Here is a 25828-nt window from a genome sequence, read left to right on the forward strand (position 1 = left end):
GTCACTTGGCGAGCACGCGGAGCAGGACCTGGTTGAAGGCGTCGGCGGCTTCATAGGCCACCCAGTGGCCGGCGCCGGGAATGACGTTCATCTCGAAGTCGGGCTGCAGGGCGCGGAAGAGATCGATGCGTTCCTGGATGTGCGGATAGGTCGTCGAATCGAACTCGCCCCAGAGGCCGGTGAGCGGCGTCTTCACGCGCGGCAGCACTTCGCTGAGCTTGAAGGCCTGGCCCATGATGCGGCTGCGGGTCTTGGCGCGCGTGGTGTTGAGGATCTGCATGTGGATCGCGATGCCGTCGACGTTCTTCGGATCGTGCAGCATCAGGATCTCGAGATTGCGCCGCGCCTCGGCCGCCAAGGTCTCGGGCGGCATCTCGGGCAGCAGCTTGTGCAGCTTCGGGCCGGGCTTGCGCGTGGCCTTCAGGCCGCCGGCGCCGACCAGCGCAATGCGCTCGATGCGGTCCTCGAACAGCGTCGCGATATGGCCCGAGACCATGCCGCCGAACGAGAAGCCGGCCATCGAGAAGGGTTTGTCCTTCGGCAGCAGTTCCTTCATCGCGGCCTCGACGCAGTGCGTCACCGACCAGATGTCGTTCACGTCGTCGGGCGGGTCGCTGTCGCCCAGGCCCGGCAGGTCGGCGGCATAGACGCTGAAATGCTCGCTGAGCGGCAGGACGTTGCGGATCCAGTGGATCCACGAGCCCGAGCCGCCATGGAACAGCAGCAGGATCGGCTTCTCGGGCGCGGCGCCGAACACGTGCCACATCATCGTGCCGCTGCCGCCGGCGCTGCGCGGGCCCATCGGCACGCGCACGATCTGCGACTTGGCGGCGACGTCTTCGATATGTTCGGCGGCGGTGCGGCCGTCCGACATACGCGGGACGGCGGAGAAATCGAGACTCATTTCCTGATCGCACCCAGCAGACGTTCGACGAATTCCGGCGCCTTCTTGCGGTCGATCCAGCGCAGCACGGTGACGAGGTCGTTCTCGGGATCGATCCAGACGATGTGGCTGCCCCAGCCCAGCGCGAAGTAGCTGCTCTCCGAGGCGGCGGCGAACTGCTTGCGGCCGGTGTTGAGCCACCACATCAGCCCGTAGAAGGGCGCGACCGGGCAGGGCTTCACCAGCTCATTTGTCCAGCCCTTCGGCAGGATCTGCTGCCCGTCCCACACGCCGCCCTGCGCCACCAGCCGTCCCATCAGCGAGAGGTCGCGCGCCGAGATGACGATGCCGCCGCCCCAGTGGCCGCCGCCCGGCACCGACAGCATCTGCTTGCCGTCGATCGTGTCGTAGGAATTGCGGTAGCCGTCCCACTTCCAGCCCTGCGAGCCGCCGATCGGATCCATGATGCGCCGCTTCAGCACCTGCGGCAGCGGCTCGCGGAAGACCTGCAGCAGCGAGCGCGACAGCCGGTTCACGCGCACGTCGTTGTATTCGTAGAAGGTGCCGGGCTTCTTCATCGCGCGGCGCGTGCCCTTGGGCGCATCGGCGACCGCGACGCCGACCACGCGATTGTGGTCGATCCGGTCCTCCTTGCCGAACACGGTGCCCGACCATTCGCTGGTCTGGGTCAGCAGGTGGCGCCAGGTGATGTCGCGGTTCTGCTCGCTGGTGAATCCGTCATCGAGCGCAGTGTCCGCGACCGTGTCGTCGAGGCTCCCGATCAGCCCGTCGCCCAGCGCCAGGCCCGCGAGCAGGGCCAGGTAGCTCTTGGCGACGCTGAAGGTCATGTCGGCGCGGTCGACGTCGCCCCATTCGGCGATCTTCTCAGCCCCGCGATAGATCAGGCCCGACGGCCCGCCGCGCGGCGTGACCGGCCCCAGCACCTCGTTGTCGGGTTCCTTCTCGCCCGAATCGTAGGTCATCACGAACTGCCCGTCGGGCATGTACATGCTGGCGGGCCAGTTGGACTGGGCGGCCAGGGCGAAGGCGACGGCGTCATTCAGGTCGTTCATGCCTGCAATCAACATTGGAGCCCGTCCGGGAGCAAGCGTAGAAAGCGGGTCATGGCTTCTGCACATCCGACCCCCACGTCTGCGAACCCCGCTTCCATCACCATCCGCCGTCCCGACGACTGGCACGTCCATCTGCGCGACGGCGCGATGCTGGCGGCCTGCGCCGTGCACACCGCCCGCCAGTTCGGCCGCGCCATCATCATGCCGAACCTGGTGCCGCCGGTGACCCGGGTCGCCGAGGCCAGCGCCTATCGCGAGCGCATCCGCGCCGCGGTGCCGAAGGAACTGAACTTCGAGCCGCTGATGACCTGCTACCTGACCGACGGCGCCGATCCGGCCGAGCTGGCGCGCGGCAAGGCGGAGGGCGTCTGGGTCGCGGCCAAGCTCTATCCGGCACATGCCACGACCAACTCGGCGCACGGCGTGACCTCGATGGACCAGGTCGCGAAAGGGCTGGAGGCGATGGAGAAGGCCGGCATGCCGCTGCTGGTCCATGGCGAGGTGACCGATCCCGAGGTCGACATCTTCGACCGCGAGGCGGTGTTTCTCGACAAGGTGCTGGCGCCGCTGCTGAAGCGCCACGAGGGGCTGAAGATCGTGCTGGAGCACATCACGACGCGCGAGGGCGTGGCCTTCGTCGAGGCCAACCCGGGCCGGATGGGCGGCACGATCACGCCGCATCATCTCAGCTACAACCGCAATGCGATCTTCAAGGGCGGCATCCGCCCGCACTTCTATTGCCTGCCGATCGCCAAGCGCGAGGAGCATCGTCTCGCCCTGCGACGCGCGGCGACATCGGGCGGCACGCAGTTCTTCCTCGGCACCGATACCGCGCCGCACACGACCGACACCAAGGAATGCGCCTGCGGCTGCGCCGGCGTGTTCAACGCGCCGGTGGCCATGCAGGTCTACACGCAGGTCTTCGCGGAAGAGGGCGCGCTCGCCCATCTCGAAGCCTTCGCCTCCCTGAACGGCCCGCGCTTCTACGGCCTGGCGGCAAACGAGGAGAAGGTGACCCTGCACGCCCAGCCCCTCGACATCCCGGATCGCGTGGCGGTCCCGGGCGGCGGCAAAGACATCACCGTCTTCCGCCCCGACACGCCGGTGGAGTGGAGTTTCTGATCATTGGAGCGCGCCACTCCAGTGGCGCAATCATGATCATGAGCGCAACTGGAGTTGCGCGCTCCAATGAGAAATGCCGCTCGCGTTGGGCTGAATGACCCTTTAACTTTGCGGGCATGAGCAAAAGAGGCATTCCCGAAGGCGCCGTGGTCCGCGGCACCGACAAAGGCTACGACGAAGCCCCCAAGGTCCCCCTGAAGCCCGGCAGCGAACGGCCGGTCGAGCAGATCGACAAGGTCTATCCCTACATGCGGCCGCGCGATGCCGCGACGCTGATCCTGGTGCGCATGAAGGGCGATACGCCGGAGGTGCTGATGGGCTGCCGCGCCGCTGCCCATGCCTTCATGCCCAACCGCTATGTGTTCCCCGGCGGCAAGGTCGACCCCGACGATGCGCGCGTGCCCGTCGCGACCTCGCTCGATCCCTTCGTCAACGAGCGCCTGATGCGCGCGGCCTCGGCGCAGCGGGCGCGGGCGCTGGCCGTCGCCGCGGTGCGCGAGACCTTCGAGGAGAGCGGCCTGATGCTGGGCAAGCCGCTCGAGGGCGGCGCGCCGAAGAAGGACTATGGCGAGCACTGGAAGGGCTTCCTCGACCAGGGCATGGCGCCGGCGCTCGACTGTCTCGACCTGATCGCGCGCGCGGTGACGCCGCCCGGCCGGCCGCGCCGCTTCAATGCGCGCTTCTTCATGGCGCGGGCCGAGGATGCGTCGGGCGAGATCCGTCATTCGAGCGAGATGGGCGACATCCGCTGGGTGCGCCTCGACGAGGCGCGCGAGCTGCCGCTGCCGACCATCACCGGGCTGATCCTGGGCGAGATCGGCCGGCTGGTGAAGGAGCCGCCGGACCGCACGGTCCAGCGCAAGATCCCGCTGTTCACGACGGTGCATCGCAAGCACCTGATGATCGAGGAATAGGCTCGTGGCGGTGCGTGACGACGACGCGCCCCCGTCCCGAGAGACTCCGCTGGCCGCTCCCCGCCGTTCCGGCGCCGTGCCGGTGCTGCGCGGCGGCGTGCGCCTGCGCACCCTGGTCTTCATCCGCTGGGGCGCCGTCGCGGGCCAGGCCTTCACCGCCGCCGTCGTGCACTGGGGGCTGGGCTTCGGCATGCCGGTCCTGGCGGTCGGCGGCACGATCGCGCTTTCGGCGCTGCTCAACCTCACCGTCAGCATCGGCCGGCCGGGCTCGGCGCGCATCGACGACCGCGAGGCGGCGATCTTCCTCGCCTTCGACATCCTGCAGCTCGCGGTGCTGCTCTATCTCACCGGCGGTCTCGGCAATCCGTTCTCGCTGCTGCTCTTGGCGCCGGTCGCCATCGGCGCCACCATCCTGTCGCTGGCGAGCAACGTGGCGCTCACCCTGCTCACGATCGCGAGCATCGCGGTGCTGGGCCTGTTCTATCAGCCGCTGCCCTGGCGGGGGCCGCCGCCCGACCTGCCCGACATCTACCAGGTCGGTGTCTGGGCGGGCCTTTCGCTCACCACCCTGCTGATCACGCTCTACGGCTGGCGGACCGCCGAGGAGGCCCGCCAGATGGCCGATGCGCTGGCCGCCGCACAGGCCGCGCTCGCGCGCGAGCAGCAGCTCTCGGCCCTGGGTGCGCTGGCGGCCGCCGCGGCCCACGAGCTGGGCTCGCCGCTCTCGACCATCGCCGTGATCACCAAGGAGATGCAGCGCGAGATCGAGTACGACGATCCCCTGCGCGAGGATGTCGAGCTGCTGGCCGCCGAATCGGAGCGCTGCCGGGCCATCCTGGCGCGGCTCTCGACCGATCCCGCGGGCGACGTCTCGGATTCCTATACGCTGGTGCCGCTGCCGGCCCTGATCGAGGCGGCGGCGCAGAATTACGCGCGCGAGGAGATCGCCATCGCCTTCGAGGCCGGTCCGGTCGGCGAGGGCGTGCCGAAGACGGCGCCGATCCAGTTGCGCAGCCCGGAGATCATGCAGGGTATCGGAAACATCGTGCAGAACGCCGTCTCCTTCGCCCGCCGCGAGGTTCGCGTGACCACCCGGTGGACCCGGGAATGGTCGGAGGTCGAGGTCGTCGACGACGGGCCGGGCTTCTCCGAGGCCCTGCTCGACGAGCTCGGCACGCCGTTCATTTCGACCCGGCAGGGCCAGGAGGGGCACATGGGTCTGGGCGTCTTCATCGCCAAGACGCTGCTGGAACGCACGGGCGCCAATGTGACCTTCGGCAACCGCAGCGACACGGGCGGCGGGGCCGCCGTTTCGGTACGCTGGCCAAATCCCGTCTTCAAGGCTACATAGCGGCCGATGTCGAAGGAGTCGCCATGACCCAGGACAGCGGCGCCCCGCGCCCCTTGTCGCCTGTGATCGCCGGCACGACGAACAACAAGGACCGTACCTTGCTGATCGCCGACGATGATGCAGCTTTCCGCAACCGTATTGCGCGTGCGCTCGAGCAACGCGGTTTCATCGTCACCGCCGTGGGCTCCGTGGCCGAAGCGCTGGCCCAGACCGCCCGGCCGCCGGCCTTTGCCGTGCTCGACCTGCGACTGGCCGACGGCAACGGGCTGGAGCTCGTCGGGCCGCTGCGCCAGGCGCGTCCCGACATCCGGATCGTGGTCCTGACCGGCTACGGCAACATCGCGACCGCGGTGGCCGCCGTGAAGGAAGGCGCCGTCGACTATCTCGCCAAGCCGGCCGATGCCGATGCGATCGAACAGGCGCTGACCGCGCACGGCCGCAAGCTGCCGCCGCCGCCCAGCAATCCGATGTCGGCCGACCGCGTGCGCTGGGAGCATATCCAGCGCGTGTTCGAGCAATGCGACCGCAACGTCTCGGAGACGGCGCGGCGTCTCAACATGCATCGCCGCACCCTGCAGCGCATCCTGGGCAAGCACGCCCCGCGCGAGCACTGAGGCTTCTGTCGTTCGTTAACTCCTGACCTCATCCTGAGGAGGCCCGAAGGGCCGTCTCGAAAGATGGGCTACAGGCTTGGTGCGCGTGCCCACCCTTCGAGACGCGGTCCTGCGGACCGCTCCTCAGGATGAGGTTATTCGTGGAATGACCACTAGGCCCGCCGGCTGGCGGCGTTCCAGTACTGTTCGAGATTCGAGATCAACGCCGGGCTGAAATGGCAGTACGCCTGCTCGCGCGCGTAGAGCGCGGCGTAGCGGCGGAACGTGTCGAGCGGCTCGACGCCCAGCCGCAGCGCGCGGCGGTTGCCGATGGCGCCGACCGCGCCCGAGCCGGTCAGCCGGTCGATGACGCGCCCGATGGTGGCGTCGATCTCGTCGGGCGCCACGACCTCGTCGCAGATCATGCGGCCGACCTCGGAATCGCACTCGATGCGGCGCTCGTACATGATCGCCTGGCGCGCCAGCCGGTCGCCCACGAAGCGTGACAGGCGCAGGTTCGCCATCGCCGGGATGATGCCTTCCTTGCGTGCCGGCAGGGTCATGTAGGCGTCGCGGCCGGCGATGTTGAAGTCGGAGGCCAGCAGGATCTGGCAGCCGCCGCCGATGGCGAAGGTCTCGACGGCCGAGATCCAGAGCTTCTCGATCGAATCGCCTGAGACTTCATCGGGTGGCACGTCCGGCCGGGCGAGGCCGCGGAACATCTTGTTCACGAACCCCATGTCGCGGATCAGGAACCACAGGAACGGGATCTTGCCGTAGTAGAGGTGCGTGAGGTTGATGCCGGCATTGTAGACCCTGCGGCCGGCATACTTGCCCTCGGGCACCACGTCGCCGCGCAGCACCGCGACTTCGCTCTGGCGGTCGAGGATGCAGACGTCGGCGCCGATCTCGGTCGCGGCCTGGGTCGCGTTGTCCTCGGAGTTGAGGAAGCGGCGGTTGGACAGCAGCAGCACCGCCGCCTTGCCCTGCCGCTCGACCTTGGCGAAGCCGAGATCGAGGCGGCCGTCGCGCTGGAACTTCGCGAGCGCGTCCGCCGATTCCTCACGCGGCAGCAGCATGGCGTGGCAGAGATGCAGGCCGCAGTCGGGATCGGCGAGGAACTGGTTGCAGAGGATGCCCTGGTCGATCTCCACGCCGTCCTTCTCGGACTGGCGCAGCTCGGCTTCGGCCGCGACCTGGGCTTGCGTCGGCGCGAGGCCGGGCACGAGGGCGGCGGCGTCGTAGACCAGCCGCTCGATGCGCACGAACCTGGCGCGGTTGTCGGTCAGCCTGTCGTAGAGCGTGCGGGCATGGCGGCGCAGGAAGGCGAAGCGGGCTTCGCGCGCGGCCTGTTTGAGAGACTCGGCAGCATCATAGGCGGCAGCATCGCGGTTCGGCTTGGCGGGCAGGCGGGAGAGACGGTCCGCGCTGTCGCGCCAATAAGTGGAGAAGGCAGCCGTGTCGGCGGCGAAGTCGCCGCTGGCCGAGACCGGCGCCGGTGCCTCACCACCCATCACGACGTTCCTGCCCGAAAAATTATGGAGCGGGCGACGGGATTCGAACCCGCGACCTACGGCTTGGGAAGCCGACGCTCTACCCCTGAGCTACACCCGCATTGGCACCATTCTAGCCCGCCGTTGCGCCCGAGGTCCAATCGTGTATCTCAGGAACATGCTCGATGAAGTCCTCACCCCCGAAGAGCGCGCCGTCGTGGCGCGCGCCAAGACGTTCGCCGAAGAACAGGTCGCGCCCAATGCCGCCCGCTGGGAATGGGAGCGCCGCTATCCGCTCGAGACCATCAAGGCGGCCTGCGCCCTCGGCCTCAACACGATCGAGCTGGCGAAGAAGCATGGCGGGCAGGGGCTGTCCTTCTCCTGCAAGCTGCGCGCCTTCGAGGAGATCGCGCGGCACGACTTCGCCTTCGCCTTCGCGCTGATCAACCATCACAATGCCTGCGCGCGCTTTGCGCGCGACGGCCAGCCGGCCCAGGTCGCGCGCCTGCTGCCGCGCATGCTGACCGGCGAGCTGATCGGCTGCGCGGGTCTCAGCGAGCCCGGCGTGGGCAGCGACTTCGGCGGCCTCGAGATGGAAGCCGTGCGTGTCGAGGGCGGCTGGAAGGTGAACGGCGCCAAGGCCTGGATCACCAATGCCGCGGTCGCGGGTCTTTCCGTGGCCTATGCGCAGACCGATAAGGCGCAGGGCTATCGCGGCATCATCTGCCTCGCGATCGAGGCGGAACGGCCGGGTTTCCATCGCGAGAAGCCGTTCGAGCTGCATGGCGGCCACGCGATCGGCGTCGGCGGCTTCCGGCTGGTCGACTATTTCGCGCCGGACGAGGCGGTGCTGCATCCGCCGGGCAAGGCTTTCAAGGCCGCGCTCGCCGGCATCAACGGCGCCCGCGCCTATGTCGCGGCCATGTGCTGCGGCATGCTGCAGGCGTCGCTGGAAACGGCCGTGCGCTACACGCAGCAGCGCCAGACCTTCGGCCAGCCGGTGATCGAGCATCAGGGCGTGCGCTGGAAGCTGGTCGATGCCGCGACCGATCTCGAAGCCGCCCGCCTGCTCTGCTATCGCGCCGCGCGCCTGATCGACGAGGGCGCCGACGCCGTGCTGCCGGCCGCTTACGCCAAGAAGTTCGCGACCGACATGGCCGTGCAGCGCATCGCCGACTGCATCCAGGCGATGGGCGCCAACGGCCTGCGCGCCGACTATCCGCTCGCCCGCCATCTCGCGGGCGCCAAGATCGCCGCCTATACCGACGGCTCGATCGAGATGATGAACGAGCGCATCGGCGCGGGGCTGGCTTCGGTGTTCGGCACGACGGCTCAATAAAAATTCCGTCGTCTCGACCGGAGCACCGAAGGTGCGGAGCGGAGAGACCTTCTCTCTACGAATAGACGGCTTTTAGTGGAGAGAAGGTCTCTCCGCTCCGCACCTTCGGTGCTCCGGTCGAGACGACGGGTTAAGCATTGTGCGCTCGCTTCAGCGCCTGGTCGAGATCGTCGAACAGGTCGCTGCTCTCCTCGACGCCGACCGACAGCCGAAGCAGGTCGGGCGGGCAGGGCGTGCCCGGTCCCTCGATGCTGGCGCGATGCTCGATCAGGCTTTCGACGCCGCCCAGCGACGTGGCGCGCTTCCAGAGATCGACGCGCGCCGCCGTGGCGATGGCCGCGCGCTCGCCGCCCTTGACGCGCACCGACAGCATGCCGCCGAAGCCGCCCGTCATCTGCTTTGCCGCCGCCGCGTGCCCGGCGAAGGAGGGCAGGCCGGGATAGAGCACCTGCTCGACCATCGGATGCTCGGCGAACTTTTCGGCGAGGCTCTGGGCCGACTTGCAGGCCCAGGCGACGCGCGGGAACAGCGTGCGCATGCCGCGCATCAGCAGCCACGCCTCGGTCTGGCCGAGAATGGTGCCGAGCTGCGCGCGGATGGTCCGAAGCTTCGCCCAATAGGCATCGTCGCGCGCGCCCGTGAGCGCGCCGGCGATGATGTCGGAATGTCCGTTGAGATACTTGGTCGCCGAATGCATCACGATGTCGGCGCCATGCTCGATCGGTCGTGTCAGCACCGGCGTCGCGACCGTCGAATCGACGCCCAGCAGCGCGCCGGCCTTGTGGGCGATCTCGGCGATCGCTGCGATGTCGGACACGCTCCAGGTCGGATTGGCCGGAGTCTCGATCCAGACGAGCTTGGTGACGCCGGGCTTCACCGCCGCGGCGACCTCGTCGGTCTTGTCGGTGTCGACGAACTCGACCTTGAGGCCCCACTGCGTGGCGAAGGTCATCAGCCAGTTGCGCAGCGCCCAGTACATGACCTTCGAAGTCACGACATGATCACCGGGCGAGAGAGCGAGGAAGCAGGCGGTGGCGGCGCTCATGCCCGACGAGAAGATCAGCGACTTCGCGCCACCTTCGAGCGCGGTGAGCGTTGCTTCTGCCTGGTCGAACGTGGGATTGTCGGCGCGCGCGTAGATGCGCCCCGAGCGATAGCCATTGTCCTCGTCGCGAAGATACGTGCTCGCCATATGGATCGGGGGCACGACGGCCTTGGTGACCGGGTCGATCCAGCCCATCGCCTGGGCGGCGAGGGAAGCGGCAGCAAAGACTTTCTCGGACATCGGGGCCCCGTCGGCTTACATATATCTTACGTCGATCGCGCCCTTATAGCGCATCGAAGTACTTGAAATGACGATGCAGTAGTAGCTTCATATACAGTGATTTGCTTGCGTCATCTTCAGGATCGGCAAGGTTGCCGACAAGACGGCAAACACTCGCTCGGGAGTCAGGAATGGACGGTCAGACCCTGTACACGAAGCAGCTTCCCACAGCCGGTCGTGGCGACCGCGTCGCCCGCACGCGGGAATCGATCGTCGCCTCGGCCTTGGCCCTCGCCGCCGCGGGGCAGGTCGCGCCGATCGTGCGCGACATCGCCCAGATGGCGGGCGTCTCGGCCCGTACCGTCTTCCAGCACTTTGCCGACACTGCCGAACTCTACGTCGCCGTCCTCGGCCGCGTCCTGGCCGCCCTGGTCGGGGAAGCGCCGGAGCTTGCGGCCGCCGGCCCCGTCGAGCAGCGCGTGACCAGCCTGATCAATCAGTGCGCCGACCGCTACGAGCAGCTCCGCCCGATGTGGACCTTCGTCGAGACGCTGCAGCGCCGCTCGCCGGAAGCCGCCGACATGATCTCGCAGATCTACAGCGCCAACACCGCGCACCTCTCGCAGGCCTTCGGTCCCGAGCTGGCCGCTCTGCCGGTGGAGTCGCGTCAGCGGACCCTGACCGCCCTGGCCCTGGCCATCGCGCCGGAAAGCTGGGTCGTGCTTCGCCAGCGTCTCGGCCTGTCGGTCGAGCAGGCGCGCGAAGAACTCGGCTTCGTTGTGCAGTCGGTGTTCGCGACCGAGGCCGCGCGCCGCTAGCGGCTCGCAGGTCCTGCGTCGCCAGCGGCGGCGCGGGCCAGCCTCTCGAGCGAGCGGTCGCTGAGGCCGAGTTCGCCGAGATGGGTGACCGTGTTCAGCACATAGTCGAGGCTGCTTCCGGTGGCGCCATGGCCCTGACGGATCAGCCTGAGCGCTTCGTTCTCCGGCAGCTTGCCGGCGAACTGCCGGTGCGAGCGGTCGGCAAGATACACGAGGGACGGCACGATCCGCCCGTCATCGAGACGGATCGGGCGAACCGTCTCGACGTAGACGCCGTCATTGTCGATCTCGCGATGGATCAGGTAGCGCCGCACCTCGTCGTAGGTGGCGGCGGGCAGCCGGTGCGCCAGGCCGCGGCAGGAGCCGCCCGGCAGCAGGCCGAGCATGAGGCCCGGTTTCTCCGGTGTGCCGCGATAGTGTTCCGAATAGATGCAGAAGGCGCGATGCCAGCCCTGCAGCCTCGCCGCCTGCGTCTCCGGCGTCGCGAAGCCCGGGTTCCACATCAGCGAGCCGTAGCCGAAGACCCAGCCTGGTCTGGCTGAAGACTCTGCTGCCGACGCGCCCAACCCTAGGCCTGGTTGAGGTGGATCAGGGCGCGGCGGATTTCGCGCGTGCGCGTGAACAGGTCGAACAGCTTGTCGCCCTCGCCCCAGCGGATGGCGCGCTGCAGGTAGAACAGATCCTCCTGGAAGCGCTGCAGCACTTCGAGAACCGCCTCGCGGTTGTTCATGAACACGTCGCGCCACATGGTGGGATCGGAGGCGGCGATGCGCGTGAAGTCGCGGAAGCCGCCGGCGGCGAACTTCAGGACCTCGCTGTTGAGATGACCGCCGAGATCGTCGGCCGTGCCGACGATCGTATAGGCGATCAGGTGCGGCAGATGCGAGGTGATGGCCAGGATGCGGTCATGGTCCTTGGGATCGATGCACTCGACCTGGCTGCCGAGACCCTTCCAGAAGGCTTCGAGCTTGGCGACGGCGGCTTTGTCGCTGTCGGGCAGCGGCGTCAGGATGCACCAGCGGCCCTGGAACAGATCGAGCAGCGCGGCTTCGGGGCCGGAATTCTCTGTGCCGGCGACCGGATGGGCCGGCACGAAATGCACGCCCTTGGGAATGTGCGGCGCCATGTCGGCGATCACGGTCTGCTTCACCGAGCCCACGTCCGACACGATGCAGCCCGGCTTCAGGCTCGACGCGATGGCCTGGGCGGCCGGTCCGCAGGCGCCGACCGGCGTGCAGACGATCACCAGGTCGGCATCCTTGCAGGCTTCCGCGAGATCGGTGCCGCAATGGTCGGCGAGCTTCAGCCTGTTGGCGAGGGCCGCCGTCTCGGGGCTGCGCGTGGCGGCCACGATCGTCCGGGCCAGGCCGCGCTTGCGGGCCTCCAGCGCGATCGAGCCGCCGATCAGGCCGATGCCGATCAGCGCGATCTTGTCGAACAGGGGTTCGCTCATTTGGCGGCCACGAAGCGGGCCAGCGAGGCCTGGACGGCCTTCACCTCGGCCTCGGTCCCGACCGTGATGCGCAGATGCGCGGGCAGGCCGTAGCCCGCGACCAGGCGCGGGATCAGGCCGTCGTTCATCAGCCAGTCGTTGGCCGCGACGGCGCGCTCCTTCGAGCCGAAGCCGACCAGCAGGAAGTTGCCGACGCTCGGCACCGGCTCGAGGCCGAGCTTGGTGAGCTCGGTGCTGAGCCACGGCAGCCAGATGTCGTTGTTGGTGCGGCTGGCGTCGGTGTGGGCGATGTCGTCGAGCGCCGCGATGCCCGCGATCTGCGCCGCCGCGTTGACGTTGAACGGCTGGCGCAGCCGGCTCATCACGTCGACGATCCCGGCCGGCCCGTACATCCAGCCGAGACGCAATCCGCCCAGGCCGTAGATCTTCGAGAAGGTGCGGGTCATCACCACGTTCTCGGCCTGGTCGACCAGCTCGAGGCCCGAATCGTAGTCGTTCTTGCTGACATATTCGGCATAGGCCGCGTCGATGATCAGCAGCACGTTCTTCGGCAGGCCGGCATGCAGGCGGCGCACATCGTCCTTGGTGACGTAGGTGCCGGTCGGATTGTTCGGGTTGGCCAGGCAGACGATGCGCGTCTTGGGCGTCACCGCCGCCAGCAGGGCATCGATGTCGCTGCCATAGTCCCGGGCCGGCGCCGCGACCGGGGTCGCGCCGACGCCCAGTGCGTTGATCGCGTACATCAGGAAGCCGTACTGGCTGTAGAGCAGCTCGTCGCCGGGACCGCAGTAGGCCCGGACCAGCAGGTTCAGGATCTCGTCGGAGCCCGCGCCGCAGACGATGCGCGCCGGATCGAGACCGTAGTGCCGGCCCAGCGCCTTGCGCAGGTTCGCGGTGTCGCCGTCGGGATAGCGATGCAGGTCGGCCGCCGCCTTGGCATAGGCCGCCATCGCCTTGGGCGAGGGGCCGAGCGCGCCCTCGTTGGACGACAGCTTGGCGATCGTCTCCTTGCCGTCGATCGAATCCTTGCCCGGCACATAGGGCGCGATCTTCATGATGCCCGGACGCGGGGTGAGCGCGCTCATGCCAGTCTCCTGTGAAAGTTCAGTTCACGGTTTGGCGTCGATCGGCACGGCATAGGCGCCGATGGCCGCCGCGCAGCCTTTTTCCAGGCCCAGGGCCGTTTCGAGATCGCGCAGGCGCGGATCGTCGTCGGCGATCATGCCCGGTACCTCGACGAGATAGTGATGCACCCCGGCCATGACCTGGTCCAGCGCCGAGGTGAAGGCCGGCAGGCCGGCCTTGGCCAGCGCCGCGGCGATGCGGTCGCGGCTCAGGCCGTTCTTCGCCTCGATCGCCACCAGGCCGCGATCCGCGCCGCTCGGCTCGGCATCGATGCGCGCCAGCACGAAGGCCGAGATGCCGCGCGCGCGCGCGTTCGGCATGGCGAGGAAGGGCAGGCGCGCGATCACGGTCGGAAGGGTCGTGTCCTTGCCGGCAAGCAGGGGCCACCACGGCGTCGAGTCGGCCTCGAGCGGGGCGGGCACGACGCCAATGGTCGTCGTGCTGGCGCGCACCGCCGACAGCACGCCGGCCGGCGTGTCGTGGGCGACGAACGGGATCTGGCAGCCGAAATGATCGCGGGCGAGGTCCCAGTAGCCGGGCTGGTCGTCGGGACGGCAGATCGCGATCTTGAGGCCGGGCGTCTGGATCAGCGTGAAAGCGCTCATCATCTCGCGCCACATGCGATAGACGGCGCCCGACGGAAACCGGCCGTCGTGCGACGCCAACCGCTTGCGCAGAACCTGCGCCTCACGGCCCGGACGCAAGGCGAGGCCACCCGCCGGCTTGGTTGCGGAGATAAGCCCGACGACCTCCGCGCGACGGCGGATCAGGCCGTGCAAGTCGGTATCGATGGCGTCGATTTCCTGCCGCAAGCTGTCGAGACTGGGAGCGTCCATTTGGCCGTTTTTTCCTGTGCGCAGCGGCGATACTACGTCCGCACTGCCCGCGTAAAGGCAAACAAGTCGCAAGGGGCTTGCCTCCCGCCACACGCGACCGTATAGAGCCTCTCCGTGGAATTTGAGCCGACCGGCTTGCGGCCACGTTAAACACCGCTAAAAGGTCGGAGTGCTCGAAAAAGCCCCCGTCCTTCCGGTCGGGGGCTTTTTCGTTGGAGTGGGTTAGTGCTCGACGACCTCACCGATGCCGAACGCAAGGCGCTCGCCCAGTGCCGCCACGCGATCCTGGGCGTGGACCGGCCATTGCGCCTCGACTGCGGCGTCGATCTCGGCCCCTACCGGGTGGCCTATCAGACCTACGGTACGCTGAACGACGCGAAGTCGAACGCCGTCCTGGTCTGCCATCCTTTGACCTGCGATCAGTTCGTCGCCGATCGTCATCCCGTCACCGGCAAGGAGGGATGGTGGGAGAGCCTGATCGGGGCGGGCAAGATCCTCGATCCCGAACGCTATTTCATCATCTGCATCAACGTGCTCGGCCATTGCATGGGCACCACCGGCCCGCAGGCTCGGGATCCCGCGACCGGCCAGCCGTGGAACCTGCGGTTCCCGGTCGTGACCATCGGCGACATGGTGCGGGCGCAGGCGGCACTGCTCGACCATCTCGGCATTCCCGATCTCTTCTGCGTGATCGGCGGCTCGATGGGCGGCATGCAGGTGCTCGAATGGGCGGCCAGCTATCCCAAGCGTGTCTTCTCGGCCGTGCCGATCGCCTGCGCCGCGCACCATTCGGCGCAGAACATCGCGTTCCACGAGGTCGGCCGCCAGGCGATCATGGCCGATCCGGAGTGGAAGGGCGGCGACTATCGGCTGCACCAGACCAATCCGGCGCGCGGCCTCGCGGTTGCCCGCATGACGGCGCACATCACCTACCTCTCGGAGCAGGCGCTGCAGCGCAAGTTCGGCCGCTCCCTGCAGAACCGCAATGCGCTGGGCTTCGGCTTCGATGCGGATTTCCAGGTCGAGAGCTACTTGCGCCACCAGGGCTCGACCTTCGTCGACCGCTTCGATGCCAACAGCTACCTCTACATCACGCGCGCGATGGACTATTTCGACCTTGCCGGCGCGCATGGCGGCGTGCTGGCCAATGCCTTCAAGGGCACCGCCACGCGCTTCTGCCTGATGTCCTTCACCAGCGACTGGCTGTTCCCGACGCGCGAGAGCCGCGCGGTCGTGCATGCGCTCAACGCTGCCGCCGCCAACGTGTCGTTCGTCGAGGTCGACAGCGACAAGGGCCATGACGCCTTCCTGCTCGACGAGCCTGAAATGTTCCGCACCCTCTCGGGCTTCCTGAAGGGCGCCGCCACGGCGCGCGGCCTCCGGAGTGCCCACTGATGAACGCCCCGATTCGCGTCGACCTTCAGCTCATCGCCGACATGGTCGAGCCCGGCACCCGTGCGCTCGACGTGGGCTGCGGAGACGGCGCGCTGCTGGCCCATCTCATGAACGACAAGCGGGTCGATGCGCGCGGCATGGAGCTCAGCCAGGCCGGCGTGAACGCCTGCGTGGCCAACGGCCTGTCGGTCATTCAGGGCGACGCCGATACCGACCTGCGCGACTATCCCGACGCCGCCTTCGACTATGTGATCCTGAGCCAGACGCTGCAGGCCACGCGCGAGCCGCGGCGGGTGCTGGAGCAGATGCTGCGCGTCGGCAAGCGCGCCATCGTGTCCTTTCCCAACTTCGCGCACTGGCAGGTGCGGCTGCGGCTGGTGTTCGGCGGCCGCATGCCCGAAACCGCGTCGCTGCCCCACAAGTGGTACGACACGCCCAACATCCATCTCTGCAGCATCGACGATTTCCGCGCGCTCTGCCGCACCATGGGCGTCCGCATCGAGCGCGGCATCGTGCTCAACAGCAAGAGCCGCCGCATCAGCCTGCCGCCGCTGCTCGCCAACCTGATCGGCGAGCAGGCGGTGTTCATGCTGAGACGGGACTAGAATCCTCGACGATCGTTGCCGAGGTCGCGAGATCGCGGCCGAGAAAGGCACGGTCGTGCGGTCCCTCCGGACCATGAGCGACGCTGAAGCGATCCGGCCAGTCGAGGCGCTCGGCACCCCAGGCCGAGGCGCTCGACAAGGATGACCAGGGGGCATCGGCCGCGAGGCGATAGAGCAGGCCGCCGGGGCCCATGCCCGGATGGACGAGCAGCCGGATGTCGAACGGCGCATCGGCCGTGACCGCAGGCCCCAGCCAATAGTGCGGGCTGCGGCCAGGCTCCGGTTCCAGGATCACCGTCAGTCGCTGCTCATGTCCCCTCAGGCCGATCCAGAGCGGCGCGCGGACGCCGGGGCGGGAGGCCGAGAGCAACGTCTGGGCGGTGCTCGTTCCCGTGGGAGCGGCGTGGCCGGTGAAGCGGAAGGCGGCGATCCGGCCCTTGGAGATGCCGGCCTCGTCCAAGGCCCGCCACTGGCCGACCGGCGGCACCTCAAGTGGCCAAGACAGGCTCTCGCGGACCACGCCGTCGGCATCGAGTACCTGATAGCGCAGGCCACCGTCATCCAACGCAGCCTGAACGGCATGGAGATATTCGATGCCCTCGGGCATGCGGTGTGCAGTGCCGGCGCCCGCCGTGCAGACCTGCAGCACGCCGCGATGGACCTGCACGTCGAACGCCAGGATATGGCCGCACAGGTAGGCCAGCACGCCGCCCTCGACCAAGACGTCCCAGAATGCCGTGGCGTGCTCGGGGCCGACGTCGCGTTGATAGGCGCCGGCGAAGCCGTTGACCGGATGGACGGGATGGTGGCCGGCAACGATCTTGTGACGGGCATCGGCGTGCTGTTGCAACACGTCGCGCAGCCAATCCGTCTCGACGTGACCTTCGCCGCCCAGGCCGGTCCACAGCGTATGGACGAAGACCATCAGCAGGTCGCCGCGCCGCACCCAGTACGACAGGCCTTCCTGCCCGGGAGGACCATTGCGCGGCAGGTGGTGGTGCACCTCGCGGAACACGTCCTCACTCATCGTGTCGTAGGTCGCGTGGTTGCTGGTCGTATGCCACATCGGAATCGCGCGCCGATCGAGCCAGGCCATCTCCGCGTCGAGCCAGTGCCGCCATTGTCGGCGGAGCGTCTCGGCATCGGCGGTGTAGCCCGCGATCTCGTCGCCCAGGAACAGGATGAATTCGGGCGAGGGCACAAGGCGCCGCACCGCCGCGTTGACGCCGGCGAAGGTGCGTTCGTGCGGGGCGCCGGCGACGCCGGAGCAGGCGTCGCCGTAGAAGACGAACTGATGGCCCGGGCCGCGTGGCATCAGCGCGGCAATGGCGCGGCCGGCGGCAGGTCGCTCGTAGAAGCCCTCGATCTCGTCTTCCCTCAACTTCGCGAAGCCGTGGCGCAGGTAGAGCCGGTCGGCCTGGCTGCCCTTCAGGACTTCGAGCCGCACGGGCAGGCCGGTGGCGTCGGCCTCGGCCAGCAGCGCTTTCAGGATTGTCGTGCCCAGGCCCGAACCGTGCAGGCGGCGGTCGAGATAGAAAGAGTCGATGCGGATTTCCTGGTCGCTTCGGCGAAAGCCGACGCAGCCGACGCGGATACCTTTCTGAAGGATCAGTCGTGTGCCGGGCTCGTCGAAATGCGTGCGGAACGTGCGGCGCGATCGCTCGGGCGTGTAGCGTCCGACCCGTTCGAGATGTTCGCGCATAACGTCGGTGCGCAGGGCCAGAAGCGGTTCGAAATCGGCTTCGGTTGCGGGACCGAAGCTCCAGGTCTCAGTCACGAACGGCGATCCGCGCGAGGCGCGGCCTGGCGATCGCCAGCCAGTCCTTCGTGTCGAGCTCCATCGACCGGTCGAGCCGGCCGGCATTGAAGAACAGCGTCTCGTTGGCCAGCAGGTCTTCCTCGACCACGATCGAGAGCGCGGGATTGAGCGCGAAGGGCGGGACCGCGCCCATGACGCAGCCGGTCAGTTCCTGCGCCGTGTCCGGCGAAGCGAAGCCGCACTTGCGCGCCTCGAACAGCGCGGCAACCGCAGCGAAGTCGAGCTTGCGGCTGCCCGGCAGGATGGCGAGCACATGACGCTTGCCGCCGCCACCGCCGCGCACGTCGAGCACCATGGCCTTGGCGGCCTGGTCGGGACGGTTGCCGCGAATGGCGCTGATGGCTTCCGACTTGCCTTCGTGGGCGTGCTCGATGACGCGGAACTTCGCCTTCGCCTCGGTGAGCATCGTCACCAGCCGATCGAAGACTTCGCCGGTCCAGATCTCAGCGTCCACGGATCACCTTCTCCGACAGGATCTTCAGCGCCTCTTCGAGGCTCGGCACCTGGCCGTCGGCCGGCGCGATCTGGGCGTCGACCGTGCGGCGATGGCTCTTCTCGATCACTTCCGTCATCAGCGGATCGACGCCGGTCTCGCGCAGCGTCTGCGCGACCAGTCCCATCTCCTCCCAGCGGCGATGGGCATGAACGACATGCGTCTGCACCAGCATGGTGATGAAGCCGGCCAGCCCCATCGAATCGGCGTCGCCGAGGCAGCCCAGCACCTCGTCGAGGATGCCCTGGCGTTGCGCCGCGACCAGTGCCTCGACGCCCAGCGCTTCGATGCCCTTCACCAGCGTGCTGCGCAGCATCTTCACCGACGAGGCGCTGCCCGGCTTCGGTCCGAGAAGGGTGGCGACGAAGCCGTTGGCATTCATCCAGGCCACGGCGTCGGCGGCATCCTCGCCCGCCACCAGCATCGGCGCCTTGATGCCCTGCTTGAAGAAGCCGCCCATGACGGCAACGTCGACGTAACGTCCCGCGCCCTTCTCGATCTCGGCGCGATCCTCGTCGGACATCCTGCCGGTGACGGTGCAGAGGTCGAGATAGTGCGCGCCCTTCTTCAGGAGCGGCGCGGCCGATCGGGCGGCCGAGAGCGCATGCTCGCCCTGCACGGCGCAGATCACGAGATCGGCTTCGCTCAGCGCCTCGGTGTAGCCGTCGGCGATCGCGACATCGAGGGAGCGCGCGGTCTTGCCCAGGGCCGTGCCACGCGGATCCTTGTCGAGCGCGGTGTCGATCGCGATGACGCGGCGCGGGGCATTGTCGCCGGGTTTCGACGGGCCGCGCCAGCCGCCTTCCGCTGCAAGACCGCGGGCGATGGCCGATCCCGCCTCGCCAAAACCCAGCAGCGCGATGACGCGCGGAGAAAAAGCCATGTCGTTCTTTCTTGGTTGATTCAGGAGGCGGGCTTGTCGCCGTCCTCGGTCGTGCGCGCGGCGCCGGCGACCTGCGGCGTGTCACGCGAGCTGGCGATACGCAGCTTGGGGCGCACGGCGACGGCTTGCGGCTGGCTGCGCTCGGCGATACCGGCAAAGAGCTGCTTGCCGGATTCGATGACGTTGACGCCGCCGAAGCGACCGAGCCAGCGCTGGCCGAACCGCTCGAGGGTCGGGGCCATGCGCATCATGAGCCGCGACCGGGTCGGCGGCATGTAGAGCGCGCGCGTCTGGCGCAGCGGCGCGAACATGTTGGCGCGCAACAGCGCGTTGAGCTGTCCCGCCGAATAGGGATGGCCCTGGTAGAAGGGCGAGCGGTCGACCTGCGACCAGAAGCCGGTGCGCGTCGGCGCCACGACGACCATGCGGCCGCCATCGGCCATCACCCGCCAGATCTCGCGCAGCATCGGCCGAAGCTGTTCGGTGCATTCGACGGCGTGGACCAGCACCACGCGGTCGACCGAGCGGTCGGGCAGCGGCAGGTCGAGCTCGTCGACCAAGGTGGCGAGGTTGCGGCCTTCGCGCGGCCAGCGCGTGACGCCCTGCTGGGCCGGCATGAAGGCCAGCGTGCGGCCGGCTTCCTCCATGAAGGGACGCAGCAAAGGTTGTGCGAAGCCGAGCCCCAGCACCGTCTCGCCGCGCACGTTCGGCCAGACTTCGCGCAGGCGGGCGCGCAGCAGCCGCTGGGTCATCTGACCGAGCGTGCTGCCATAGAATTCCTCAAGGTCGAGGACGTTGCTCCACATGGCTGCAAGTGTAGCAGAAAGCGCCGCCCGCGGACCATGGCCGGCGCAAGCCAGCTCTGCTAGCCTTGCATCATGAGCACAACGCTAGACATTGTCCGTATCCCGGTCCTGAACGACAATTACGTGTGGTTGATGCGGGAGCCGCAGAGCGGCGCCGTCGCCGTCGTCGATCCGGCCGTGGCCGGCCCCGTGCTTGCAGAGGCCGAGAAGCGCCGCTGGAAGATCACCCATATCCTCAACACCCACCACCACGGCGACCATGTGGGCGGCAACCTCGAGATCAAGCAGGCGACCGGCTGCACGATCGTCGGACTGCGCCAGGACCGCGCGCGCATCCCCGGCATCGACGTCGAGGTCGACGACGGCGACCGCTACCGGGTCGGCGAGGCCGAGGCCGAGATCTTCTTCGTGCCGGGCCATACCAGCGGCCACATCGCCTATGCCTTCCGCGACCAGAAGGCGCTGTTCTGCGGCGACACGCTGTTCGCCCTGGGCTGCGGCCGCATGTTCGAGGGCACGCCGCAGCAGTTCTGGACCTCGCTCAGCCGGCTGCGCGCGCTGCCCGACGACATGCGGGTCTATTGCGCCCACGAATACACCCAGTCGAACGCCCGCTTCGCCGTGACGATCGAGCAGTCGAACAAGAGTCTGCTCGAGCGGTCGGCGGCCATCGATGCGGCGCGCGCCAGGGGAGAGGCGACGGTCCCTTCGCTGCTCGGCGAGGAGAAGAAGACCAACCCGTTCCTGCGCGCCGACGTGCCGGCCGTCCAGGCGGCGGTGGGCATGGCAGGCGCCGACCCGGTCGCGGTGTTCGCCGAGGTGCGCCACCGCAAGGACGTCTTCCGCTGAGGGATATGGTTGGAGCGCCGACCAAGGCGGCTCGTCCAGCATTCACGGGGTGATCATTCCGTGATCGGATGCGATGCGGCGCCGGGGCCCATCGCACATCGACATTCGACCTTATTTTCGAACGAGTGCGCCCCTACATGCCCCCTCCAAACAACGGAGGAGGATTGCTTGTTGAGGATCGCCGCCCTTGTGGTTGCCTTTGCCGTTCCCGCGACGGCTCTGGCGGAGACACGCACCTACGAGACGTCCGGTGCGCAGGTCAGCGCCCCCGTCGGGCTCACCGTGAAGGTGAAGTCGATCACGGTCGGCGACGATGCGGTGAAGGTCCGGCTCCAGGCGAGTTTCGACAGCAACCGGACGAACTCGATAGCGATGAACGGTGCCGACAACGCCTATCTCGCCTGGGGCGAAGGCGATCAGGAGCGGCTTCACCTGCGTCAGGTCGCGGATAACAAGTGGATGCGCATCCTGAACGGCAAGACCATGGAAGGTGACCTCGTGTTCCCCGGCACCCTGCCGGCCACGGCGAGCAAGGTGACCCTGGTCTTCAATCCCGGAAACGAGATCGGCGACGTGAGTGGGCCGGGCCTCGCGATTCCCCTGGAGCTGAAGAGGTGAGGCGGCTGGCGCTTGTCGCCGGCCTTCTCCTTCCCGCCGCGACCGCTTCGGCACAGACGACGATCCCGGGAGCTGGGATCCCGGGGGCTGGGATCCTGGGCGCTGGCGCAATCGGCGATCAGCCCTCGACCTTCCGCGAGATCGCCTCGCCGCGATCTTCCTTCGCCGAGAAACGGCAGGAGAGTGAAGTCGCGGCCCCGTCGCAGGCTTCGACCTTTGGCCTCGCCGACATGGACGACAAGACGCGGCTGAAGACCGAAGGGATGCTCTCCGATCTCGGCGCGCGTAAGCGCGGCGCTGCGATCCTGATCGATCTTCCGAGCGACGTGCTGTTCGACTTCGACCGGGCCGAGATCCGGGGCGATGCGCGGCCCGTGCTGCTCAAGATGTCGGAGATCCTCAAGGCCCTGCAGGCGGCCTCGGTCGAGATCATCGGGCACACCGATTCGATGGGAACCGACGACTACAACCAGCGTCTCTCCGAACGGCGTGCCGCATCGGTGATGCGCTGGCTGGCGGCGAGCGGAGTGACGTCGTCGATGACGACGCAGGGCAAGGGCGAGACAGCGCCCGTCGCCGCCAACCTGAAGCCGGACGGTACGGACGATCCCGCAGGGCGGCAGAAGAACCGGCGGGTCGAGTTCATAGTGGGAGGGAAGTGACGATGGCGCTCATTGCGTGTCCCGAGTGTGGAGGAAAGCTCTCCGACAAGGCCTTCGCCTGCCCATCCTGCGGCTATCCTCAAGGCGCGTCTCACGGTGGGTCGTCGTCGCGCAGCGCCTGGCCGTCCGTCCTGGGCGGTGTGGCGGGTACCTACATCTCAGCGCAGGCGCTGGTGGCCATCGTCGTCGGCAGCGTGATGTTCCTGGGCTTTGCCGCAATCATGGTCGCCGCCGTTCTGCGATAGCGCCGAACGGCGCCGGGGAACGATCGGCACAGGTCGCCCGGCTGGCCGGCGGTGAGGCGCCCGGACGTGTTCCGCTAGGCTGCGATCCGGACGCCGTCGAGGGCCGACATTTCTTCCGCTGTCGGCGACTGCCAGATCGTTTCGATGAAATCGAACATCGGTCGCGTCACCTTCAGCCGGAAGGTCTCGCCCTGCTGCTCGTTGCGCGCCTCGACGCGGCGCCAGCGTTCGCCGGCGTCGACGTCGAGGAAGTGCAGCCGCACGCGGATGCCGGCCGACACCACCTGCTCGGCGACGCGCCGGCGTTGATCGGCACGCTGGAGCCCGAGATCGAGGATCGACGGCAGGCCGGCGCGGCCAAGCTGCAACGCCGTCGCCAGCATCTGCCGCTCGCAGCGCAGCGCCCGTTCCTCGATCCACGACCAGCTGCCCTGCGAAGGCCTGTCGGCTGCAAACAGGGTCACCATCCAGTCGTCGATCGACAGATGCAGGGCGCCGAGCTGCTGGCGCAGTCTGTTCGCGTAGCTCGTCTTGCCGGCACCGGTGGAGCCGCAGATCAGGTGGATCATGCGAGGTCTCCCGGCTGGCCGGCGGTGAGCCGGCCCAGCAGGTCGGCAAGGGTGGCGATCTCCGCCTTGGCCCAGCGGTCGCGGAACAGGTCGGCGGCCATGCGCTCCAGCGTGGCCCGCGCCTCGCCGACCAGACGCTGGCCGGCTTCGGTGAGGACGACATAGGAGAGGCGGGCGTCGCGCGGATCGGCTTCGCGGCCGACGCAGCCCAGCTTCTCCAGCGGGCTGGTCATGCGGGTCACGGTCGAGGGGCTGACATGCAGCCGCTTGGCGAGGTCGATGCGGCTCAGCCGTTTCAGGGGCGCCCGCTCGAGGTGCATCAGCAGCAGCACCTCCTTGAGGGCGAGCCCGTGCACGGAGCCGAGCTCGCCGGCAAAGCGCTCTTCGAGGCGCGCGGTGGCGCGAAGCAGGTTCAGGGTGGCGGAGAAGGGGGGGCTGGTCATCGGCGCGATATAGGCCGATATGTTTCCATATGCAAGCATATGGGAATCAATTGGAGCGCTTCAGCGCCTCACCAGGCAGAAATAGCCGCTGAGGCCGAGCGCCAGGGCGAGGGCCGCATAAAGCGGCACCTGCGGGACGTTGAGGAAGAGCCAGGGGGCGGTCAGCGGCCCGACGGCGGCGCCGAAGTCCCGCCAGGTCGAATAGCTCGCCTGGCTGGACAGCACCGTGCCGTGGCCACGCTCGATCACCAGCACCGGGATCAGCGTGTTGAACATGCCGCGCGTCATGACGATCATCAGCGCGCCCAGCAGCTCGTGGTCTGCCGCGATCAGCACGAAGCCGCCGACCAGAAGGGCGGCATTCGCGATCGCGATGCGCCGCGCCCCGAACCGGTCGCCGATCCAGCCGCCGATCGGCCCGGTCGTGACCTCGACCAGCCAGCGCAGCGCCAGCAGCATCGCCGTCGCCATCACGGCGGCCACCGAGGTGATGGAGTCCTTCATCAGGAAGGCCAGCGTCAGCAGGAAGACGCCGTCGCCCGCGAAGCCCATGACGAAGCCCCAGACTTCCAGCCGATGGGGAATCGGCAGCTTGAAGCCCTTCTTCGAGACCGGCTCGGGCGGCAGGCGCGGCAGCATGATCGCCGCGCCGAGCGCGATCAGCGTGAGCGCCCCGTAGATCAGGAACACCGATCGGGCGCCGAGTTCGAGCACGATCCAGGCGCCGCCGACCAGCGACATCGCCTGGACGAGACCGATGGCGGCGCGGCTGGTGCCAACCCGCTTGCCGGCATTGGTCCGGTCGCTGACGGCATAGGCCAGCGTCGAGAGATTGAGCGAGGCGTAGGAGATGCCCCAGAGAATGCGCGCCAGGACCTGCGCCGTCGGATTGTCGACCAGCCCGTAGATGGTCGTCGACACGGCCGAGCCCAGCGCCGCGGCGATCATCAGCGCGTGCGGGCCGAGGCGCTCGCCGAGATGGGCGACGCCGGAATTGGCGAGGAGCCGGATCCAGCGGTTCAGCGACAAGAGCACGCCGACCATCGCCAGCGAGAGGCCGAACTGCTCGTGATAGAGCGGCAGCACGGCATAGAGCAGCGTGTCGCCGATCATGCAGACGGCGATCACCAGCCCCGGCAGCGCCATGCTGACCGGTGCGGTGGCACGAGAGGTGGCGGTCGTCACTGGGCGCGCAGCACCAGCGCCTCACGCAGGGCCGCGGCGCAGAGCGTGGTGCCGCGCCGGGCGCCGTGCAGCAGCATCGGCGAGCTCAGGAACCCGTGCAGCATGCCGCCGAACTCGACCAGGTCGGCCTGCGTGCCTTCCTGCTGGAGACGCCAGGCATAGGCCCGGCCTTCGTCGCGCAGCGGATCGTAGCCGGCGGTGACGACCAGCGCCGGGGGCAGGCCGGCCAGCGAGGCGGCGCGCAGCGGCGAGACGCGCCAGTCGCCGCGGCTGGCTTTGTCGGGCGTGTAGTGGTCGAAGAACCACTCCATCGTCACCGCGTTCAGCCCGTAGCCGTCCTCGAAATGCCGGTAGGATTCGGTGCGGGCCACGGCGTCGGTCACCGGATAGGCCAGAAGCTGCATCAGGAGCTTCGGTCCGCCGTTGTCGCGCGCCCAGATCGACGCTGCGGCGGCGAGATTGCCGCCGGCGCTGTCGCCGCCGATGGCGAGCCGCGTCGGGTCGATGCCGACCGAGGGGCCGTTGGCAGCCACCCATTGCAGCGCCGCCACGACATCGTCGAAGGCGCCGGGAAAGCGGGCCTCGGGCGCCAGCCGATAATCGACATGGAACACCGCGATGCCGGCTTCGAGCGCAAGCTGGGCGCAGAGCACGTCATGGCTGTCGAGATTGCCGAACACCCAGCCGCCGCCATGCGCATAGACCAGCGCCGGCAGCGGGGCGTCGGCGGCCGCCGATGCCGGGCGATAGAGGCGGACGGACAGTTCGCCCGCCGGGCCGGGGATGGTGCGATCCATGACCTTCACGTCGGCGGGACGCGGGCCCTGCGCGCCGGGGCGCAGCGAGAGATAGAGATCGCGGGCGGCTTGCGGGCTCAGCGTGTTCCAGGCCGGGCGATTGGCGGCCGCCATCAGGTCGATCAGCCGCTGGGATTCCGGATCGAGAGCCATTCCACCCACTCCATTGAAAACATTCCGCACACTCTAGCAGGC

The 25828-nt window shown here is 68.2% G+C and carries 28 protein-coding genes, 1 tRNA gene and 1 riboswitch; of the genes, 12 read left to right on the forward strand and 17 right to left on the reverse strand.

The features are described from left to right. Window position 1 precedes the first annotated feature (1 nt). Together ACP15H_RS27435 and ACP15H_RS27440 are read right to left on the reverse strand one after the other, a co-directional pair. The gene (locus tag ACP15H_RS27435; protein ID WP_425069296.1) at window positions 2-904 is read right to left on the reverse strand and encodes an alpha/beta fold hydrolase; all 903 of its coding nucleotides are present in this window, start codon (window positions 902-904) and stop codon (window positions 2-4) included. Next, on the reverse strand, window positions 901-1956 hold the full coding sequence (locus tag ACP15H_RS27440; protein ID WP_425069297.1) for a serine hydrolase domain-containing protein: 1056 nt from the start codon (window positions 1954-1956) through the stop codon (window positions 901-903). Before ACP15H_RS27440 ends, ACP15H_RS27435 begins: the two co-directional genes overlap by 4 nt. Window positions 1957-2007: 51 nt before the next feature. On the opposite strand from ACP15H_RS27440, the gene pyrC reads away from it, so the two are divergent. From pyrC to ACP15H_RS27460, 4 genes are all read left to right on the forward strand, one after another. Next, complete coding sequence (pyrC, locus tag ACP15H_RS27445; protein ID WP_425069298.1) at window positions 2008-3078, forward strand: dihydroorotase; 1071 nt, start codon at window positions 2008-2010, stop codon at window positions 3076-3078. 116 nt (window positions 3079-3194) lie between these two features. After that, window positions 3195-3992 (forward strand): NUDIX hydrolase, encoded by a 798-nt coding sequence (locus tag ACP15H_RS27450; RefSeq protein WP_425069299.1) that lies wholly within the window; start codon window positions 3195-3197, stop codon window positions 3990-3992. 4 nt (window positions 3993-3996) lie between these two features. After that, window positions 3997-5343 carry an ActS/PrrB/RegB family redox-sensitive histidine kinase gene (locus ACP15H_RS27455; RefSeq protein ID WP_425069300.1) on the forward strand — a complete coding sequence of 449 codons (1347 nt, stop codon included), beginning with the start codon at window positions 3997-3999 and terminating at the stop codon, window positions 5341-5343. A 23-nt stretch (window positions 5344-5366) separates the two neighbouring features. Then, window positions 5367-5957: an ActR/PrrA/RegA family redox response regulator transcription factor gene (locus ACP15H_RS27460; protein ID WP_295133027.1), complete on the forward strand. Its 591-nt coding sequence runs from the start codon at window positions 5367-5369 to the stop codon at window positions 5955-5957. A gap of 152 nt (window positions 5958-6109) precedes the next feature. Here the strand turns inward: ACP15H_RS27460 and ACP15H_RS27465 are convergent, their stop codons facing one another. Continuing rightward, entirely contained in the window at window positions 6110-7450 is a 1341-nt protein-coding gene (locus ACP15H_RS27465) for an enoyl-CoA hydratase/isomerase family protein (protein ID WP_425069301.1), read from the reverse strand. Between the two features lie 25 nt (window positions 7451-7475). Next, window positions 7476-7550: transfer RNA gene (locus tag ACP15H_RS27470), tRNA-Gly, on the reverse strand. A gap of 57 nt (window positions 7551-7607) precedes the next feature. Here ACP15H_RS27470 and ACP15H_RS27475 point away from each other — a divergent pair. Continuing rightward, the gene (locus tag ACP15H_RS27475; protein WP_425069302.1) at window positions 7608-8768 is read left to right on the forward strand and encodes an acyl-CoA dehydrogenase family protein; all 1161 of its coding nucleotides are present in this window, start codon (window positions 7608-7610) and stop codon (window positions 8766-8768) included. A 130-nt stretch (window positions 8769-8898) separates the two neighbouring features. Here ACP15H_RS27475 and ACP15H_RS27480 read toward each other — a convergent pair whose 3' ends face one another. Next, window positions 8899-10053 carry a trans-sulfuration enzyme family protein gene (locus ACP15H_RS27480; protein WP_425069303.1) on the reverse strand — a complete coding sequence of 385 codons (1155 nt, stop codon included), beginning with the start codon at window positions 10051-10053 and terminating at the stop codon, window positions 8899-8901. A gap of 170 nt (window positions 10054-10223) precedes the next feature. Between ACP15H_RS27480 and ACP15H_RS27485 the strand changes: the two genes are divergently transcribed. Then, entirely contained in the window at window positions 10224-10850 is a 627-nt protein-coding gene (locus tag ACP15H_RS27485) for a TetR/AcrR family transcriptional regulator (RefSeq protein WP_425069304.1), read from the forward strand. Here ACP15H_RS27485 and ACP15H_RS27490 read toward each other — a convergent pair. Genes ACP15H_RS27490 through ACP15H_RS27505 form a run of 4 tightly spaced genes read right to left on the reverse strand, consistent with a single transcriptional unit; the run spans window position 10847 to window position 14264 of the window. Next, window positions 10847-11416 carry a gamma-glutamylcyclotransferase gene (locus ACP15H_RS27490; RefSeq protein ID WP_425069305.1) on the reverse strand — a complete coding sequence of 190 codons (570 nt, stop codon included), beginning with the start codon at window positions 11414-11416 and terminating at the stop codon, window positions 10847-10849. The two genes, ACP15H_RS27485 and ACP15H_RS27490, sit on opposite strands and share 4 nt — an antisense overlap. 2 nt (window positions 11417-11418) lie before the next feature. Continuing rightward, window positions 11419-12303 (reverse strand): prephenate/arogenate dehydrogenase family protein, encoded by an 885-nt coding sequence (locus ACP15H_RS27495; RefSeq protein ID WP_425069306.1) that lies wholly within the window; start codon window positions 12301-12303, stop codon window positions 11419-11421. Continuing rightward, window positions 12300-13388, reverse strand: coding sequence for a histidinol-phosphate transaminase (hisC, locus tag ACP15H_RS27500; RefSeq protein WP_425069307.1), 1089 nt, complete (start codon window positions 13386-13388; stop codon window positions 12300-12302). Before hisC ends, ACP15H_RS27495 begins: the two co-directional genes overlap by 4 nt. Before the next feature lie 24 nt (window positions 13389-13412). Further along, window positions 13413-14264, reverse strand: coding sequence for a chorismate mutase (locus ACP15H_RS27505; protein WP_425069308.1), 852 nt, complete (start codon window positions 14262-14264; stop codon window positions 13413-13415). Between the two features lie 104 nt (window positions 14265-14368). Beyond that, a riboswitch (SAM riboswitch) is annotated at window positions 14369-14444 on the forward strand. Window positions 14445-14546: 102 nt separating this feature from the next. On the opposite strand from ACP15H_RS27505, the gene metX reads away from it, so the two are divergent. Both metX and metW read left to right on the forward strand, forming a co-directional pair. Then, window positions 14547-15659, forward strand: coding sequence for a homoserine O-acetyltransferase MetX (gene metX, locus ACP15H_RS27510; protein ID WP_425069971.1), 1113 nt, complete (start codon window positions 14547-14549; stop codon window positions 15657-15659). Then, on the forward strand, window positions 15659-16264 hold the full coding sequence (gene metW, locus ACP15H_RS27515) for a methionine biosynthesis protein MetW (protein WP_425069309.1): 606 nt from the start codon (window positions 15659-15661) through the stop codon (window positions 16262-16264). The genes metX and metW overlap by 1 nt, the downstream gene beginning before the upstream one ends. Here the strand turns inward: metW and ACP15H_RS27520 are convergent. From ACP15H_RS27520 to ACP15H_RS27535, 4 genes are read right to left on the reverse strand one after another with little or no spacing between them, the layout of a single operon-like run. Continuing rightward, complete coding sequence (locus tag ACP15H_RS27520) at window positions 16245-18041, reverse strand: GNAT family N-acetyltransferase (protein ID WP_425069310.1); 1797 nt, start codon at window positions 18039-18041, stop codon at window positions 16245-16247. The two genes, metW and ACP15H_RS27520, sit on opposite strands and share 20 nt — an antisense overlap. Next, window positions 18034-18537, reverse strand: a complete 504-nt coding sequence (locus ACP15H_RS27525; RefSeq protein WP_425069311.1) for a YbaK/EbsC family protein — start codon at window positions 18535-18537, stop codon at window positions 18034-18036. Before ACP15H_RS27525 ends, ACP15H_RS27520 begins: the two co-directional genes overlap by 8 nt. Beyond that, a complete protein-coding gene (locus ACP15H_RS27530; protein WP_425069312.1) occupies window positions 18527-19459 on the reverse strand; it encodes a DUF1932 domain-containing protein in 933 nt (310 codons plus the stop codon). The genes ACP15H_RS27525 and ACP15H_RS27530 overlap by 11 nt, the downstream gene beginning before the upstream one ends. Window positions 19460-19479: 20 nt before the next feature. Continuing rightward, window positions 19480-20265: a class I SAM-dependent methyltransferase gene (locus ACP15H_RS27535; RefSeq protein WP_425069313.1), complete on the reverse strand. Its 786-nt coding sequence runs from the start codon at window positions 20263-20265 to the stop codon at window positions 19480-19482. 72 nt (window positions 20266-20337) lie between these two features. Here ACP15H_RS27535 and gloB point away from each other — a divergent pair, with 72 nt between their 5' ends. The 4 genes from gloB to ACP15H_RS27555 all read left to right on the forward strand — a co-directional run bounded on the left by gloB (window position 20338) and on the right by ACP15H_RS27555 (window position 22639). Then, entirely contained in the window at window positions 20338-21114 is a 777-nt protein-coding gene (gene gloB, locus ACP15H_RS27540; protein ID WP_425069314.1) for a hydroxyacylglutathione hydrolase, read from the forward strand. Between the two features lie 168 nt (window positions 21115-21282). Next, a complete protein-coding gene (locus tag ACP15H_RS27545; protein ID WP_425069315.1) occupies window positions 21283-21732 on the forward strand; it encodes a hypothetical protein in 450 nt (149 codons plus the stop codon). Between the two features lie 230 nt (window positions 21733-21962). After that, on the forward strand, window positions 21963-22394 hold the full coding sequence (locus tag ACP15H_RS27550) for an OmpA family protein (RefSeq protein ID WP_425069316.1): 432 nt from the start codon (window positions 21963-21965) through the stop codon (window positions 22392-22394). 2 nt (window positions 22395-22396) lie between these two features. Further along, window positions 22397-22639 carry a hypothetical protein gene (locus ACP15H_RS27555; RefSeq protein ID WP_425069317.1) on the forward strand — a complete coding sequence of 81 codons (243 nt, stop codon included), beginning with the start codon at window positions 22397-22399 and terminating at the stop codon, window positions 22637-22639. A gap of 74 nt (window positions 22640-22713) precedes the next feature. Here ACP15H_RS27555 and ACP15H_RS27560 read toward each other — a convergent pair whose 3' ends face one another. Genes ACP15H_RS27560 through ACP15H_RS27575 form a run of 4 tightly spaced genes read right to left on the reverse strand, consistent with a single transcriptional unit; the run spans window position 22714 to window position 25786 of the window. Further along, window positions 22714-23208, reverse strand: a complete 495-nt coding sequence (locus ACP15H_RS27560; RefSeq protein ID WP_425069318.1) for an AAA family ATPase — start codon at window positions 23206-23208, stop codon at window positions 22714-22716. Continuing rightward, window positions 23205-23651, reverse strand: a complete 447-nt coding sequence (locus ACP15H_RS27565; RefSeq protein ID WP_425069319.1) for a MarR family winged helix-turn-helix transcriptional regulator — start codon at window positions 23649-23651, stop codon at window positions 23205-23207. Before ACP15H_RS27565 ends, ACP15H_RS27560 begins: the two co-directional genes overlap by 4 nt. A gap of 60 nt (window positions 23652-23711) precedes the next feature. Continuing rightward, the gene (locus ACP15H_RS27570; protein ID WP_425069320.1) at window positions 23712-24836 is read right to left on the reverse strand and encodes an MFS transporter; all 1125 of its coding nucleotides are present in this window, start codon (window positions 24834-24836) and stop codon (window positions 23712-23714) included. After that, entirely contained in the window at window positions 24833-25786 is a 954-nt protein-coding gene (locus ACP15H_RS27575) for an alpha/beta hydrolase (RefSeq protein WP_425069321.1), read from the reverse strand. Before ACP15H_RS27575 ends, ACP15H_RS27570 begins: the two co-directional genes overlap by 4 nt. Between the last annotated feature and the right edge of the window lie 42 nt (window positions 25787-25828).

Source organism: Reyranella sp. (assembly GCF_965249915.1).
Taxonomy (GTDB): domain Bacteria; phylum Pseudomonadota; class Alphaproteobacteria; order Reyranellales; family Reyranellaceae; genus Reyranella.